General features: G+C 55.2%; 13 protein-coding genes. 6 read left to right on the top strand and 7 right to left on the bottom strand.

Annotated features, from left to right (window positions below):
- Positions 1-219 precede the first annotated feature (219 nt).
- The gene (locus NO931_RS17995) at positions 220-708 is read right to left on the bottom strand and encodes a hypothetical protein (protein ID WP_256393745.1); all 489 of its coding nucleotides are present in this window, start codon (positions 706-708) and stop codon (positions 220-222) included.
- A 348-nt stretch (positions 709-1,056) separates the two neighbouring features.
- On the opposite strand from NO931_RS17995, the gene NO931_RS17990 reads away from it, so the two are divergent.
- Positions 1,057-3,486 (top strand): ATP-binding protein, encoded by a 2,430-nt coding sequence (locus NO931_RS17990; protein ID WP_256393744.1) that lies wholly within the window; start codon positions 1,057-1,059, stop codon positions 3,484-3,486.
- A gap of 146 nt (positions 3,487-3,632) precedes the next feature.
- Here the strand turns inward: NO931_RS17990 and NO931_RS17985 are convergent, their stop codons facing one another.
- On the bottom strand, positions 3,633-4,112 hold the full coding sequence (locus NO931_RS17985; RefSeq protein ID WP_256393743.1) for a hypothetical protein: 480 nt from the start codon (positions 4,110-4,112) through the stop codon (positions 3,633-3,635).
- 676 nt (positions 4,113-4,788) lie between these two features.
- On the opposite strand from NO931_RS17985, the gene NO931_RS17980 reads away from it, so the two are divergent.
- Entirely contained in the window at positions 4,789-5,358 is a 570-nt protein-coding gene (locus NO931_RS17980) for a hypothetical protein (RefSeq protein WP_256393742.1), read from the top strand.
- On the opposite strand, the gene NO931_RS21000 is transcribed toward NO931_RS17980, so the two are convergent.
- Positions 5,341-5,565, bottom strand: a complete 225-nt coding sequence (locus tag NO931_RS21000) for a DUF8129 domain-containing protein (protein ID WP_256393741.1) — start codon at positions 5,563-5,565, stop codon at positions 5,341-5,343. The genes NO931_RS17980 and NO931_RS21000 overlap by 18 nt on opposite strands.
- 456 nt (positions 5,566-6,021) lie before the next feature.
- On the opposite strand from NO931_RS21000, the gene NO931_RS17970 reads away from it, so the two are divergent.
- From NO931_RS17970 to NO931_RS17960, 3 genes are all read left to right on the top strand, one after another.
- A complete protein-coding gene (locus NO931_RS17970) occupies positions 6,022-7,656 on the top strand; it encodes a restriction endonuclease (RefSeq protein WP_256393740.1) in 1,635 nt (544 codons plus the stop codon).
- Between the two features lie 250 nt (positions 7,657-7,906).
- Positions 7,907-8,386, top strand: a complete 480-nt coding sequence (locus NO931_RS17965; RefSeq protein ID WP_256393739.1) for a hypothetical protein — start codon at positions 7,907-7,909, stop codon at positions 8,384-8,386.
- A gap of 133 nt (positions 8,387-8,519) precedes the next feature.
- Positions 8,520-9,509: a tyrosine-type recombinase/integrase gene (locus tag NO931_RS17960; RefSeq protein WP_256393738.1), complete on the top strand. Its 990-nt coding sequence runs from the start codon at positions 8,520-8,522 to the stop codon at positions 9,507-9,509.
- An 81-nt stretch (positions 9,510-9,590) separates the two neighbouring features.
- On the opposite strand, the gene NO931_RS17955 is transcribed toward NO931_RS17960, so the two are convergent.
- Both NO931_RS17955 and NO931_RS17950 read right to left on the bottom strand, forming a co-directional pair.
- Entirely contained in the window at positions 9,591-10,709 is a 1,119-nt protein-coding gene (locus tag NO931_RS17955; protein ID WP_256393737.1) for a tyrosine-type recombinase/integrase, read from the bottom strand.
- Positions 10,706-11,164, bottom strand: coding sequence for a hypothetical protein (locus NO931_RS17950; protein WP_256393736.1), 459 nt, complete (start codon positions 11,162-11,164; stop codon positions 10,706-10,708). Before NO931_RS17950 ends, NO931_RS17955 begins: the two co-directional genes overlap by 4 nt.
- A gap of 512 nt (positions 11,165-11,676) precedes the next feature.
- Here NO931_RS17950 and NO931_RS17945 point away from each other — a divergent pair.
- Positions 11,677-14,145 (top strand): pentapeptide repeat-containing protein, encoded by a 2,469-nt coding sequence (locus NO931_RS17945; protein WP_256393735.1) that lies wholly within the window; start codon positions 11,677-11,679, stop codon positions 14,143-14,145.
- 165 nt (positions 14,146-14,310) lie between these two features.
- On the opposite strand, the gene NO931_RS17940 is transcribed toward NO931_RS17945, so the two are convergent.
- Entirely contained in the window at positions 14,311-14,589 is a 279-nt protein-coding gene (locus tag NO931_RS17940; protein WP_256393734.1) for a DUF3006 domain-containing protein, read from the bottom strand.
- Between the two features lie 3 nt (positions 14,590-14,592).
- A complete protein-coding gene (locus NO931_RS17935; protein ID WP_375142085.1) occupies positions 14,593-15,933 on the bottom strand; it encodes an MBL fold metallo-hydrolase in 1,341 nt (446 codons plus the stop codon).
- Positions 15,934-15,973: the final 40 nt, after the last annotated feature.

The raw sequence follows: 15,973 nt of genomic DNA, 5'->3' as shown, positions 1-15,973 counted from the left end.
CCGACTATCGAGTGCCTCCTCCACTCGGATGGCTCGCAGAATGGCCCGATATCGTACTGGTTCGGCGTTGACGACCCAGATGCGACGTCGACGCTCGAACGTATTCTTCGGGGCGTCTTCCCTGATAGCTACGAGTTCGAACACCTCGCAGTCAATCCGGGTCAGCTCAAAGCGATCCTCTCCACCCACTCTCCGAACACCGAGGACACCGATCGGGAATCACTGCGTGCGATCGAATTTACCGGGCAACCAGCGCGCCGTTCTGACTGGCAGACCAGCCTCACGTCCTTCGAGAGCTTCCAGGAACAAGAAAAGCGCGTGCCCCTCGCAGCAATCGTCGAGACGATGGCTGCACATCCAGGACCGATCATCTATCAGGCGCTCTTTCAGGCGAAACCTGACTGGACCGCACAGGCCGAACAACGATGTCTCGATATCGAGACCCACAGCGATGGGATCGGAGCGCAGCTGACGAACACGATTTTCGGAGCGCCCGATCCTGATGCAGCGGTTCCGCTCTCGCCAAGTGACGAAACGCGTCTTGAGGAACTCCGGGCGAAAGACACGCGTCATTCGTTCGTCATCAATGCCCGCGTTGTCGGCGTCCTGCCCGAGAATCAACCTGAGTCGAACACGACGTTCCGCGAACTCGAAGCAGCGTTCTCGCCGCTTGATCGTACCACCTACGAGATCGACAGTCGCGTCCACGCTGGCAAGGGCGCACAAAGCGTAGCGAACGACGTTGTCACGAGAACCGTTCATCCACCAGCCTATGCTGGCCTTCGTTCACGCATTCCTGGGACGAGTGTCTCGAGTCGGGGCATCGTCGCGGATCCGAGTGAAGCACCGAGCTTCTGTCTCGTGGGTGGGCCAGCCCTCCCTACGTCAGGAGCGCGTGCATTCGCAACGACACCAGGCGAGCGGACGGCACTTCCTCGTCCACCGGCCGACATTCTCGCGCGCTACCAACGAGAGGGTCTCGTTCTCGGACACCCCCTTACACAGGACGGTTCGTCTGACCCCGAAGTGCTGAAACTCCCACCAACCCTGCAGCCGATGCATGTCGGGTGGTTCGGGAAAACAGGTTCAGGAAAGTCCACCTCGCTCATCAATGCGATCCTCGATAATCACGCCGCCACCGAGGGCGCAGACATTCTGATCGACCCGAAGGGCGACGGCATGGCGATCGAGTACCTTCGAGCGCACTACGCCCGATATGGCCACGTCGAGAACGTCCTGTACTTCGATTGTGCGGACGTGCTCCCCGCGTTCTCGTTTTTCGACATCCGCGACGAGCTCGACGCAGGCGTCCCTCGTGATACCGCCGTCGAGGATACTGTCGATCACTACATCGAGATCCTGATGCAGATCATGGGTCGTGATCGCTTCGAGCAGGCTGTCCGCTCTCCCGACATCATCCGGTACGTCCTCAAAGCGATGTTCGATCCCGTTCACGGCGACGACGCGTTCTCGCATCGCGAGTTCCACGGCGAGATCCGGACGATGCATGACCGTCAGTCGGTCCATCCCGTCTCCGAACCGGATCTCGAACGGATGCTCTCGGGGATTCTCAACAACGGGAAGCGAACGTTCGATAAGCTGATGGGCGGCGTCTCGAACCGTGTCGAGAAGATCCCCGCCGACCGTCGCCTCGCGCGGATTTTCAATCACGTTGCCACGGAGGATGGGCCGCAGTTCGATCTCGCCTCGCATCTCGACGACGACGTCGTGATCATCTTCGATACGGGTGGGCTTCGCTCTGAAGCCCAGCGCGTGCTCTCGCTCGTGATCCTTTCTAATCTCTGGACGGCACTGCGCCGGCGCAAGCGCCGGTCAGGGACGGCGTCGATCGAAGACGAAGCAGACCCCGGGCAACCGCAAAACGCTGCTGGGGCGCCACTGGTGAATCTCTACGTCGAGGAGGCCGCAAGCGTCGCCGTCTCGAACCTGCTCAAGGAGTTGCTCGCACAGTCTCGCAGCTTCGGCTGTTCGGTAACGCTCGCGATGCAGTTCCCCGCCCAACTCAAAGAACACGAGGACGTCTACGACGAGATCCTCAACAATATCTCGACGTTCGTCACGGGCAACGTTCCTGTGGATCGCAGACTCGCAGAACGCCTCGCGACCGAGGAGATGGATGCCCGAGAGGTGGGGAACCGCCTCCGAGCACTACGTCGTGGGCAGTGGCTGGTCAGCCTTCCGGCGCCGTTCGACGAACCCGAGCCACGACCGTTTCTTGTCGGGTCGGTTGCCCCGCCTCCGGGTGATCCAGATGGACCACAACCGCTCTCAGCGTGGGACCGTGAGACCTTCCAGTCACGTCTTGTGGATGTCCGCACGCGGACGAGCGAGACGAGTGGGCTTGCGCTCGCCTCACCGAATACGACTGAGAACGGCGACAACGAGGACAGCCCGAACGCAGACGACATGGAGCTGTCGAGCGCCATCGAGACGCCGCTGCAGACGACCAAACGGATGCCGCCGACCGTCGAGTACGACGAGAGTACGCACGCGCTGTGCTGTTCGGAGTGCGAGAATCGCTACAACCCCGATGTCGATGGGATGAAACGCGCAATCTCGTGTTGTAGCTCGCTTGAAGACGTCGACCGGGACGACGTACCGATCTGTTCGGTGAATCTCAAGCTCACGCCCGACGAGCGTCAGGCGACGGCGTACACGGACCAACAACTCATGTTTCTCCAGGCGGTGTACAACGCCCAGCAGCTCCGATACAAGCCGCTCGAATACGATCTGACGACCGATTCGATGATCCGCTTGCAGGAGTACACCGAGATCGACGCCGCGGATATCGAACCGCTGCTTGATGCTGAACTACTCACGCACGATGCGGACCACCCCCATCGCCTGTACACCGTCACGACGGAGGGGCGAGACGTTCTGGGCGAGAGCTACCGTCTGGGTGTCGACTACGGCCACGGACAGGGCGATCTCGAGGAGACGAGCCAGCACGTCCTCGCCGTCGAGGTTGCGCGGCAATACCTCTGTGAGGAGTATCTCGAGGATCCCGACTCCCCAGTTGTAGAGGTGATGCCGTACTACGATCTCGACGAAGTGACGTTGCCTGCGTCGGTGTTCATGGGTGGTGACGATGATGCCGTCAAGGAGGCGACCGATGCCTACGATCAGCGCCGTCTGGACGTTGCAGCGCTCGACGAGGACGGATCAGTTGTCGTTGCCGTCGAGGTCGAGCGGATCAACAACGACATTCATCGAGCAGTCCCCGACGACTTCGACAAGATCGCCGACTGTGGCGTCGAGGAAGCGATCTGGGTTGTGATGAAACAGCGCGATGGCCACAAGGTGCTCTCGGCGTTGAACAATCCCGTCGAAGGCGAACCGCTAGTGGAGAAGAACTACGCGAAGACGACGCCGCCACAGCAGTTCAACATCGATACGCCCGGATTGACGGCAGTGTATCCGGTGGAGTGGTTACGAGATTCGTTTGAGGGAGACTCGTCTCAGTAGCGACATTCAGGAGATTGCCTGTTCCAGTTGGCCGCAGAGGGCAGACTTGGTATCACTGCCTGATGGTTAGTGTAATCGAGGGGGAATTCACCTAGTCAACACCATGGAGACGGGTCTTCTGTGATCAATAGGAGGGCATCAAAACGTTACTGGCCTTCTTGAGTTAGATTTTTGAACCAATCTACTTTGAAGCCGTTCCAAAGTTGTCTATCAGCAGACGTACAGCGAAACAACACTCCTCTATCTGAGTGCCAGAGAACATACTCACCGCCTTGGGGACCTTTTAAACAGAGCGTATGGTCGATGGGGTCTTTAGCGCTTGATGAGGTTAATTTCTCAATCTCAGCAACTTTATAGGTTGGTTCCCATGCATCAATCTCATCGCCGACCTCAAATACAAGATCATCTCTTGTTCGTGCTGTATATAATTCAACTATTTCGTTTTCGTCATCAGCTTCAAAATAGACCTCCCACTCTTTGACATCCTCCGCGGGTTCGACGACGGTCAGTGGTTTTTCTTTACTGTTAAACAGTACTTCATCACCTTTCTCAGTTTGCAGCATCCGTTCTTTGATCGCTGCCCTGCTAAGCGTACGATGGTCGGTCTGTGTATTTGAATCAGCCACATCTCTCTGACCGAACTCGATCTAAAAAAGTATTCCCTCTAATATGCGGATAGAGCAATTCTATAGCGAATATCCACAGGAGCTATTATCTAGAAAAGCAATGGCAGATGTATCTTACAAAGAGATCATGGATAGTCTCTGGAGTGCAGAGGTGCTGAAATCACGAGCGTCAACTAGGAAATGGGAGGAGTACTAAGATCAGATAGTTTGAAGTCGTTCACCATAACGTCTCATCTGCAGGCGTGATGGCATCACCGATGACGGCAGTTGCGCTGGTGAGATCCTGAACGGTCTTGTTTCGATATCTCTCGATCTGTGACTCAAGTGTGTGAGTTGCCTGCTTGAACTGGGATGCGGTCTTGATTTCGATCCCGACAACCCGCTGGTCACCACTGCTCGTGCCTACCCAAACGAGATCGATCTGATCGCGCCCGTCGAGCGAGACTTCACAGAAACATTTACCGCTCGAATCGAGTGCACTCGCAGGCAGATATTTGGTATTTGCCTCGTCAGAGGGGCAGAGATGAAGCGGTACTGCGGTGCCGCTGGGGATAGGTCGGCCCGACCTGGATGGATCCTGACCCGGACTTTGGGAACACGAACGAGAAAACCGACTGTAGATTAATAAATAGTTTCACACATTAGCGAACTCAAAGGGCGGGTACTGACGACCACTATGGACCATCCCTCTGTCGAACTCAACCTTCCGCTCGACGGCAAAACACACAGCATCGAAATCCCACAGGAGACCACGCTGTTCTTCTGGAATGCCCTTGTGCCAGGCACAGCTGACCGGCTCAGTCCCGTAGAAAGTGATCAGGGATACAATCAGCTCTGTGTAGCAAGAGAACTAGTCGACCTCATCTCGTGGAAGATCACATTCCCAGACGATCACAAACCACTTCTTGATGAAGTATACCGACGAAACGGGTACAGGGGGTGTGCGTGGTGGATTGCATGTGACCCTATTGAGCTCCCAGCGACGATCGAGGTCACATTCGAGAGTATAGGAGAGTGCCCGACAATCGAAGGGAAACCTGTTGTCCTCTGGACTACGGATGGAGAACCGATCGAGTGGGGAACAACGATCAAAAGCACGATCGAACTTGTTCCCTCATCCACGCCGGCAAGCCAATTCCCAACGCGTCAAGAACTCCTCTGGAATCGGCATACCGTGTACGTGCCTAACTGGACGTCGACTGGCGAGGAGTCCAATCTTGAGTCTTCGTCACGAGAACCTCTCTGACCGAATCCGTACGGCCTGAACAGCAAGTTGTCGTAACACCGGAGTGCGTTGTTGATGAGTGTTCTCGTACGCGACACAGGCCTGTAGGGTCTCGATGTCAGAGATCGTGATGATCCCGGCGTTGAGGAGGTCTACGTTCGGTGGTTCGAGTCGTTGTTTCGGAGACAGTTCGGACGATACAGTCGAGTGATCGCTGTCGTTGGACACTGGTTATCGCCTCTGCCCGTCGAGGCGATAGAAAATCTGGGCTCGCTACGCACCGAACCTCGTTCCAGTAGCAGCCACCACCACATACGGCTCCTGGTGGATCGAAAGGGCGAGGATCGCTCGACAACCCCCGACGACGAAAGCACTGCAGGCCGCGGTGTGGCCGAAGCGCACAGCGAGTCGCGGGTGTCGAGCGATCTGAGGGCTTTCAGTCAGTCACGTCCGGGTATTCTGACGGTCCTCATGTGAGACCTCCTTAGACGCCTTTCAATAGAGAGGAGGTACGATTTAGTAGATTAGTGAATCTATTTGGTGACTGCAGATTACTCTATCCAGGTTGGATGATGTTTGGGATACTCTGCTATACATGCTATTAGTATTTATCAGATATACAGGTGGAAAACTTTGGAGATTCATAAATGTAGAGCGATGGCTTATTATGACTTCTAAGTATATATGAGCAGCATGATGTTTTCACAGGATGAATTACTTGATCGACTCCAAGAAATTGATTCTTATGAGTTCGAGCAGTTTGTCGGCCAACTTTGGGAATTGCAGGGCTGGAATACGTATGTAACAAAAGGAGCGGACGATGGCGGGATCGACGTTATTGCCGAACAGTCAACACCGTTCTCGAGGAAACAGGTACTTCAGGTTAAGCGGTACGAGCCGTCAAATTCGGTCGGAAGACCGGAGATACAGCAGTATGCAAGCATCCGACAAGAAAAATCTGACGTAGACATGGTAGTTGTATTGACTACTGGCCAGTTCACTGATGGTGCAGAGACGGTGGCGAAGAAACTCAATGTGAAGCTCATTGATGGCCCGCAACTCTATAATCTTATTGACGCACTTGAGGCATTTCAGCTGGTTCGATCATATATTGATCCAGAAGCTGATCAGAACAAAACTTCTCAGGCAGGATTTGAATCTGGGACCACTAACACCCCATTACAAGAGGAGGATGCAGTAGCGGGCTCACGATCGATAACGGAGTTTGACGGAGACACAGAGCCCATGGATGTCCCGAAGTTTCTTCCCGGCCTGATTAAACTCCGTGGAGATATTGCCAACAATCTCCGAGTACTCCAGTCCCAACTCGATAGCGCTGAGGAAGCGTTTCACGAAGAACGGTACTTCGACGCAGTGGAAAAGTATGAGGAAGTAAACAGACAACGAGAAGAGTTGGAACAGGAAATCGCACGATATGATGCTGGACTTACCCATATTGACAACTCCACTGTCGCTCACCTCACCTCTACTGAGACGTTTACTACAGAATTATCACAGATTGTAGCGAGAGTCAACGAGCACTCCCAAGAAGCCTTCAAGATCGCTGAACGAGTAAAAGGACTAGATCTACTAGCTCTTGAGGTCAATAATCTATCAGATTCTATTGAAGATCATATCGAAGAGGGTGACCGAATGGTTCACAGCGGCAAAGTCGAAAGGGCGCGGTCGAAGTACAATGTAGCAAGAGAGATGATTGAAACAGTACGAGAGCCGCTAGAGATCTATCAGAGATTGGTCTCGGCTTACGACGACGCGGTCATCGAGTGTCACGAGGGACTCTCCGAGGCCGTTTCCTTTTCGGAACTCAGATCTGAGATCTCCTCAAGACTTGATTCGTTTGAGGAACACTTGGTAGTCGCCGAGAATGCAGCTGGTTCATTCAGTGCAGGACTTCTCACCGGAAATAGCGGATTATTTGATAATGACTTAATCGAGTATATTGATGAGAACGAGGATCTCGAATTCGTATTTACACCACCGAGAAGAGGCTTCAAAATCATCTCATCTGAAGGACAGGAAGAGATGCCCTATCATAACCCTGGTGAACTACATGACGGCTCTTGTTTCCTTCTGATCACTGATCGGAGGATTCTATATATTGTGGGTGTTGACGATCACGATGAGAAACGAATCATCGAATATAACCAACTCACGGATGTCACTGCTTCAACAGAGACTCCTCCACCTAGTCTCCAGTTCACCAGTATCGATGGGACCAAATATATTACATCTGGCATGAGGAATCATACGTTCGATATTGAGCCGGCGGTAAACTATATTAGAGATCAGTTGACATGATCGGATAGTCTTTAACTCTGCTTGTCCGTCTCCATTTCATATGGATACTGTCCTAATTGAGTGCATCTATAATCGCCCTCCTTGTTGACCACTTGGTAATAGATTAGTCAGCTGTACTGACCGATTGGAAATCCGATCATCGCCGGTGAGTTTCTTCCGGTCCAGTTGGGCAAGATACGCCAGAGAGACCCTGATCATAGGAAGCGTAATAGCAGCCAGTTATTTCACCGGGTCATGCAAATCGAGGTTTGTGACCCAGCTCTGGCTCATCCCGGCTGACGAGACCTCGTATCAACAGACACTTGCAGAGCCGCGCGATTTCACTCGTGCTCCAGACAAGCCCAGCGCGTTCCCTGACACCGCTCGCGTTTGGGGCGTCCGTACTGATCCGGACCACCCAGGGGCACCGTGGGAACGAAACAAGCGCAACCTCGAGCGTCTCTCTCCTGGCGATCCATTACTCATCTATCGTAATAGCAAGAGCCAGTACGTCGCTGCTGGTCGCATCGGTGGACCGATCTGGCATACCGAATGGGTTCGAGATGAACTGTGGAACAGCGGGCCAGCGCTCGATATTTTCCATATCGAGGACTGGTCTCCCGTGAATCTCGATCCGGAAACGGTGAACCGAGCACTCGACTACAAGGAGAACTTCGTGCCGCAGGGACTCTGGCGTGTGGCCGATGATCGGCCGACTGATCGGCTACTCCAACGGATCGATAGAGAGTGAAAAACAGACTACTATGACGATCGCTAATAGAGAGTAACGACCACACACAGGCCGATGAGGTGTTCAGCATCGTCAATCAATTCACCCGGATGTCGTCGCTTCCGCTTTCTCTTCTTGAGCCGATGCAGCTTGTATGCCCACCATGGATTACGAGAAGAGAGTCTCACGGATACTCCTCGCTATCGAGGTATCGAACACGATAAGCCCAGCAAATAAGGAGATCCTCGAATCATTTCATCGGCACTTGCTGCTTTCAGGAATCGGCGCAGCACGACAACAGAAGGTGATGGCCCATCTCAAGATACTCGCAGAACACGTTGGAGAGCCATCCTTCCAAGATCTCGAGAAGGAAGACCTCGAAGAGATAGTTGCGTGGCTCTATACGCGTGATACGACCAAAACGACGGTCGGCGACTACAAACAGATTATCAAGCAGTTCTGGAAGTGGATGCACGACGGAAACGAACCGCCAGAGACGGCCTGGATCCAGGGTAAGCACCGGACACACCAAAAACTGCTCCCGCAGAATCTACTCTCCCCTGAGGATATCGAGGCCATGTTGGACGTCGTTTCCAACGAGCGTGACCGGGCGTTCATCGCGCTTCTCTGGGAGACCGGTGCCCGGATTGGCGAGTTACTTGACCTCCGGATTAGCGATATCGAGGATGACTCTACCCTGAGCTACGTCATCGTCTCTGGGAAAACGGGATCACGGCGTCTGCTACTCCAGGAATCAGAACCATATCTGTCGACCTGGTTGGCAGTCCATCCGAATCCACTGCCAGCGGCGTTTCTCTGGTGCAAGATTGATCTGAGTCAGGGCAGTCCAACCGAGCAGATTAGCTATCAGTACGTTCGTCTCAAAATCCTCGATCAGGCCCGAGAAAACGCCAACATCGAGAAACCGGCCAATCCACACCATTTTCGCCATAGCCGCGCGACCTACTTGGCGAATTATCTAACGGAGGCCCAGCTCTGTGAGTGGTTCGGATGGGTCCGGGGATCGCGAGTGCCAGGGCGCTACGTCCACCTTTCGGGACGCGATATCGATCAGGCGTATATAACGACGCTTAGTCATCCGAACTACAGACGGATTTCGCCCAATGAAGAGACAGTGAAATGATCAATACTCTGTTCAGAGCAGGTGCTGATGAGTGTGCATCAGTCATGGAATCACACTCGATCGTCCAAACACTGAGTGCAACTAACAGAGCTTGTAGATTCGTTCTCGATAGAGTTCTTCGATGTCCTCATAATAGGCGTGGAGATAGGCATTCATCCCGCGATCCTGTTGATACGCTCCTGTCCGATCGCCACGCATGTACTTCACCAGCTGTCGATTGACGTCCTGTTCGACACGCCAGTATGTCGTGAACCGATGCCGTCCGAAATGACTCGTCACGGCTCGGTGTTCATCGGTCTCGGCGTACTCTGGATGGAATGCGTCCTTCCAGACACTGTTGGCGGTTTTGTTCGTCATCTTGGTGTGGCTCTTCTTCGAGAGCACGAGCCACGGTTCGCCGTTATCAGGACGACAGAAGAGGTAATGGTTGAGAATATCCCGCAGTTCTGCATCCAGTGGCAGTACTCGCGGTCTGCGCGATTTATTTCCTTCTCGTTCTTGTCCCGGTGGGATGTAGGCTGCGTTCTCGTACGCCGCTAGACGAGGATGCGTTCCAAGCTCCGGGTAGTACTGGGCGACGTCTTCGTCGTCCATCCGAAGGTCTTCGAGTTTGACGTTCGCGAGCTCACCAGCTCGAAGACCGAGTTTCAGCTGCAACAGGATGATCACCAGTGCTCGAAGATCGTCCACCGAAGCGACCATCTCTCTGAGCTCGTCGACGGCAATTCGTCGATGCTCCTTTTCCTTCGTGACCGTGAGCGGCACTCGTTCCCTGGCGAGGGCGATCGGGTTGTAGTCGGTGGGATGTGGAAAGGCGGGGTCGCGTTGCCAGAACGTATAGATCTGGTTGAGCTTCCGGAGTTTCTCCTTGGCCGTTCGTGGGACGTTTCCTTTCCCGCCGTCGGCTTCGTCGTCGAGTTGCCAGTGGACGTACGCCTCGACGTGTTCGGCGTTCGGACAGGCGGGATGGCGCTCACGCCTGGCCATGAAGCGCTCCCACTCATCGATGATCATCTCGAAATGGTGCCGCGTCGACGGCGCGAGGTCGCGGGCGTCGAGGACGTCCGTGAGAAACAACTCAAAGGGGTCAACGTCAAGTGCATCGAACACCGCCTGAGCGTCGGCCAACGGATCGATCGGCTGATCGAACGCGTCGGCGAGCTGTTGGCGCTGTCGATCGCTCTCTGTCTGCTCGGTCATTCTGCCTCCTGCGTCTGGTTTTTACGAGCCTGCTCCCACCGCCCGACCTTTTCTTCCCAGATGCGTCCAGCGGCGTCGCCCTCGACGACGGCCATCAGAAGTGGGTGATAGACGTGCGGGTGATCGGGATGCCAGAGCAGCCAGTCGTAGAAGCGTCTGATGCGTAACCAGTAATCGTGCGATCGTCTCTCCGATTTCGTCGAGAGAAGCTCCTGACACCACGCCTCGACGTCCTCTGGTGTCGCCAGCGCGTGATGGGTCGGTCGATCCGCCATGAATGATGTCCAGTCCGAGCCGCCACGATCGACCTCCGTTCGGTAACTTTCGGTGGCGTTCTGGCCGTACTCGTGTCCGGTGCAAAACTCCGCCCAGACGTCTCGATCTTTGTAGGTTGCTGCGTATTGTTCGAGGCGATGCTTGGGTGGGACGTCGTCGTATCGCTTGAAGACGCCCATCCGGTCTCTCGGATCGGGTGATTTTGTTCGAGCCATTGTAGTGTGGCTACTGGAATGCAGCCGACGCCCGTCGTCGGCTGCGAAAAACGAGGCATCTGTCTGCACCCACAAAGACGATACTACGCGTGGAGACTGATGCAGAGTCTGCAAAGTAATCAAGCAGTTGCTGACACTCCGAGGAAAGCTAGCACTGGCATCCCTCTCTACATAAGGTCACTTCTATAATTCCAGTTCCTATTTTTCGGCAGCAATAAGTGAGTGCTAATTGGACGAGTAAAAGAGCGAACAGAACGATGACTGAGGGCCATCCAGTGGATCGGTGTGGATACGCTTGGCCGGAGGACCATCAAGAGGATGACGAACCGGACCGTCAGAGTTGCTGTTACCGAGAGGTATGGAAAGATACCGGCCACTGTATCTGGCATGCGGATTCCGAACTAGTTGGTGAGAAGCCTATCGACAGGTTGCGTGCAGCCCGTGCCCCAGCTGAAATTCGGGAATTGAACGCCCCAGTGACCGAACTACTGGATGGTGCCGAGTTGGCGAATCAGAGCCTTCGTGATGAGCTTCTCTTCCATGGGGTCTGGCTCCGTGGTTCGAACTTCTCAGGCGCTTCCCTTGCCGGGGCAGACCTTTCGGAAACGAACCTAGAGGGAATCTGGAACGACCCAACCAATTTCTCTAAAACGAGATTGAAGATGGCCAATCTCTCCGATGCCCGGATTCGGTATGTCGACTTCTCAGATGCTGTTCTACGGGAAGTGGATATCTCCGGGGTCGACAGCTCCGAGCGATACCACGCAGACGAGCTATCTAACGACTCCCGAAAGTGGCACGCAAAAGTCAATTTCGAGGGCGCAGATCTAACGGACATTGATGGGTCGGAAGCGATACTCTGGCGTGGAAACTTCTCGGGTGCAAATCTTACTGACGCCACCCTCACCGGCGCTCGCATCTCCCAGGCGTATCTTGAAAATGCGACCCTGCTTCGCACGACCCTTAACGAGGCAGATCTCCGGTGTACGGATTTCACCAATGCATCGCTTGAACGCACTGACCTTTCCAAAGCGAGTCTTGGTGGGAGCAATCTGTCGACAGCAAATCTCGAAGAGAATACCTACTCGCATACCACGCTGTTCGGGGCAGACCTTCCCGATGGCTTCTCAATTGAGAAGGAACATAGCGTCTATCTCACCATCACGGATCTCGTCCGTCATGATCAGCTTTCGCGGCAGGCCAAACAACATCTATCTAACACCTACCTACCCGACGCCGACTTCTCCGAATACAGCTTGACCGGAGCAGATTTGTCAGGTGCATTCCTTCCTCGGGCTAGAATCGGCCGTGCGAGGGGTGCAGACTTCAGTCTAGCCTCACTGCGCGATGCCGACCTATCGGAAAATCCCGATTCGGATTCTCGATTTGGGAAGGAAAAGAGCGATTTCGTCGGTAGCAAGCTTAGCGGAGGAAATCTCTCAGGAGTTAATCTCTCAGAGACAAATATGAGATTTGCGACGCTTACTGATGCGGACCTCTCGCAAGCGAACCTCACCAGTGCCGATATGTCGAACACGTATCTACGGGGTACGACATTCGCAGGAGCCCGCCTGAGGGACAGTGTGTTCAATGGGGCCTCCTCCTCCCGTTCTCACACCGAGGACCCTGAGGACTATAGGGTCGACTTCTCCAGCACGGAGATCGGTGGTGCTGACTTCTCTGAGACCGAGCTTCCAGAGGCGGATTTCAAAGCAGTTACTCAGAGGTATCAAGCAGATGAGTCACCGACATTCGCTGAGGCATCGCTACCTAGTGCAGATTTTTCAGAGGCAGACATCACGGGTGCCGATCTCACTAACGTGGAAGCCGTTGAGATATCGTTTCGGGCTGCATACCTTAACGGAGCAAATCTCTGCTCAGGGGATTTCAGTTGGGGGGATTTCACCGAGACAGTGCTGATTGGTGCCGACCTCTCTGGCTCAAATCTCACCGGGGCAAATCTCTCACGGGCATGGGTTGGCGAGGGGGCCGATGAACCCGCAGCCGATCTTTCAAAGGCAATCCTTGAGGATGCGAGCCTCCCAGACTCGCACCTTGTTGACGTGGATTTCACCGATGCGCGCTGTAAGGATGCCGATTTTAAGGATGCGAACCTTGAGCGGGCCATCTTTGACAACGCGCTACTGCAAGAAGGATCTTTCATCGGTGCCGACTGTGAGCGCGCGAGCTTTCGAGATGCAGTGTTGGTTCGCGTCTCTATGGAGGGTGCGGATCTAACTGGTTCGAACTTGGCCGGAGCCTATCTGTTCGGCGCGACCACCGACGGTGTACGTATCGACAGCAAGACACAGTTCATCGAAGCGGGACCGATTAGCGACCCGACGGTCAAACAGTGGATCCGATACGACACAGATGCACCCCCGGACACACCGGAGGAATCCCTCGCGGCCGAACATCCTGAGCGAGAGGAGACCACCGAAGACCTGCTGAATGTTCAGCTCCGACAGGCAGCGAGCGTGTATCGGCGACTTGAGGAGTTGGCGCGCCAGAACGGGTACCCGACTCTCCAGTCGGCGATGTTCAAGCGACGGCAGGAGATGCGTAGAAAGTTCCTTAGACAGAAGGGTGAGCGGAAAGAGTGGCTCTTCGCGGAGGTGCAACGGTGGGTCTTCGTCTATGGTGAGAGCTTTGGCCGAATTCTCAGCATATCGGGGCTAGTCATTGGGCTGTTCTGGCTAGTCTATCTGACATCTGGAACGGTAAAACGGATGGGTGGGACGCCGGTCACGGTGGAGACCATCGCTGAACATCCCTCGGTTATGGTCTCCTCGCTTTTTCATAGCGTGTCGGTCTTCTTTACCGGCGATCCACTTCTAGAAGCCACGGGCAGGGTGGGAGAATTCATTATGATCCTGGAGAGTATGGCGGGACCGATATTGTTGGCCTTGCTAGTATTCGTTCTCGGGCGACGTGCTGCCAGGTAATCATTTCACTTTTTCACGACGCTACGGAGATCATCTACGACTGGTAGATCCCCCAGCGTTCAGTTCGCACATCTACTGAGCGGTTGGTCCGTATCATCATCCGCGAAAGAACCGGTTGGGCTCTTTGCCTGAACACTGCTGATAGCTTCTACAGCAGGCGTCGACTCATTCCTCGCGATCGGACAACCGTTCGGACAGCCGATCCAGCTTCTCCTGTGCGGACTCTCGGCGGTCTCGCGTTGCCTCCTCCTGGTACTCCATCGAGACGATCTCGCCCTCTTCGAGCGTTACCGAAAGCACGCCACCATCCGTTTGAGCGGGCTCGGGCAATCGATCAGCAGCGATATCCAGTTGCTCGATCACCTGACCGTCTTCCTCGATCAGGATCACGGCAATATCGCCGTCCTCGATCCGGTCGACAACGGCGGTATAGGTCCCCTCCATTGCTTACTCCAGTACAGGCGCGGCAGTTCCATCAATCCCACTGGCTACACTGCCTGCGATAAGCGGGCTGGGTGGCCGCACAGTCGCCGTTTCGTCGGAGTCGGGTGTTTCCTCGAGGATGTCCTCGGGATCCGTTGAGAACGACTCCTGTGGCTCTACAGTGATCGTGGTCCCGTCGGTTCGGACTACGACATCGCCGTGGACGCCCGTCCAGTACGTCTCGATATTCCGCTCGGCGAATCGTTCGAGCACGATATCGTTCGGGTGGCCGTACTGGGAGTCGTAGGCGCTGGAGATGACTGCGATCTCCGGGTTCATAGTGTCCAGCAAGGCCTCGCTCGAGGAGGTTGAGGACCCGTGATGGCCGACCTTGTACACGTCGCCCTCGAGGTCGCTGGCCCGCTCTTCGACCAGTTGCTGTTCGACATCGGTGTCGACGTCGCCGGTCGTCACATACTGGAACTCGCCGAACTCGAACGTCAGCACGATACTGTTCTCGTTGACGTCACTGCCGGTCTCCGCGGGCGGGTGCAACACCTTCGCGGTGATGTTTCCTTCCAGGGGCAGTTCGGTACCGCGTTCGACGATGAGCAGTTCGACGTCGTGTTCGTCGACGGCATCGAGGTAGTTATCGTAGGTCGCTGAATCCGATGGGACGCCCGAATCGTACGCGGTCCCAACGCCCTCACCGTTCGTCTCGAAGTGTTCGATCACGGCGGCGTGACCGCCGATATGGTCGGCGTCGGCGTGCGTCGCGACCAGGTGGTCGATCCGGTCGATGCCCTGTCCTTCGAGGTAGTCGATCACCTCACTACCGTCTTGGCGCCAATCGCCGCTGTCGATCAGTATCGTCTCGTTGGCCGGCGTGACGATGAGCGTTGCGTCACCCTGCCCAACGTCGATGTGGTGAATTTCGAGTTCGCCGTCGACAGTATGCTGGGTGTCTTCATCGCTCTCGTCGTCGGTCCCGTTATTGGCGTCGCCGTTCTCATCGCCGGCGTTACCGTCCGATCCGGCGCCCTCCATGTCGCCGTAGGCGTGCTCCATCACGACCTGACCATCGGCGTCGACGAGTCGAACCACGTCGCCGTCGTCCCGCCAGATGTTGACGTTGTATCCCCAGTACAGCTCGGTCTCTGTTGCCTCACCGTCACCGGTCGTTACTCGTACCGTCTCCCCGGGTTCGAGGATGAACTCGCTCGGAAACGAAAGTGGCGAAAGGCCGCCATCGACTTGTCCGCCCTCTCGATCACGGAGCTCGTATCCGGAAAGGTCGACGGGCTCATCGGCAGTGTTCTCGAGGACAATAGACTCTTCCTCGGGCGAGACATCCGCAACGGTCATGTCGACGACATCGATAGCATCTCCAACGGCCTGCGGGTCG

The sequence above is a fragment of the Natronoarchaeum rubrum genome (genome assembly GCF_024494695.1).
Note: the sequence above shows the minus strand (reverse complement) of the source record. Positions and strands in the feature narration are given on the sequence as shown.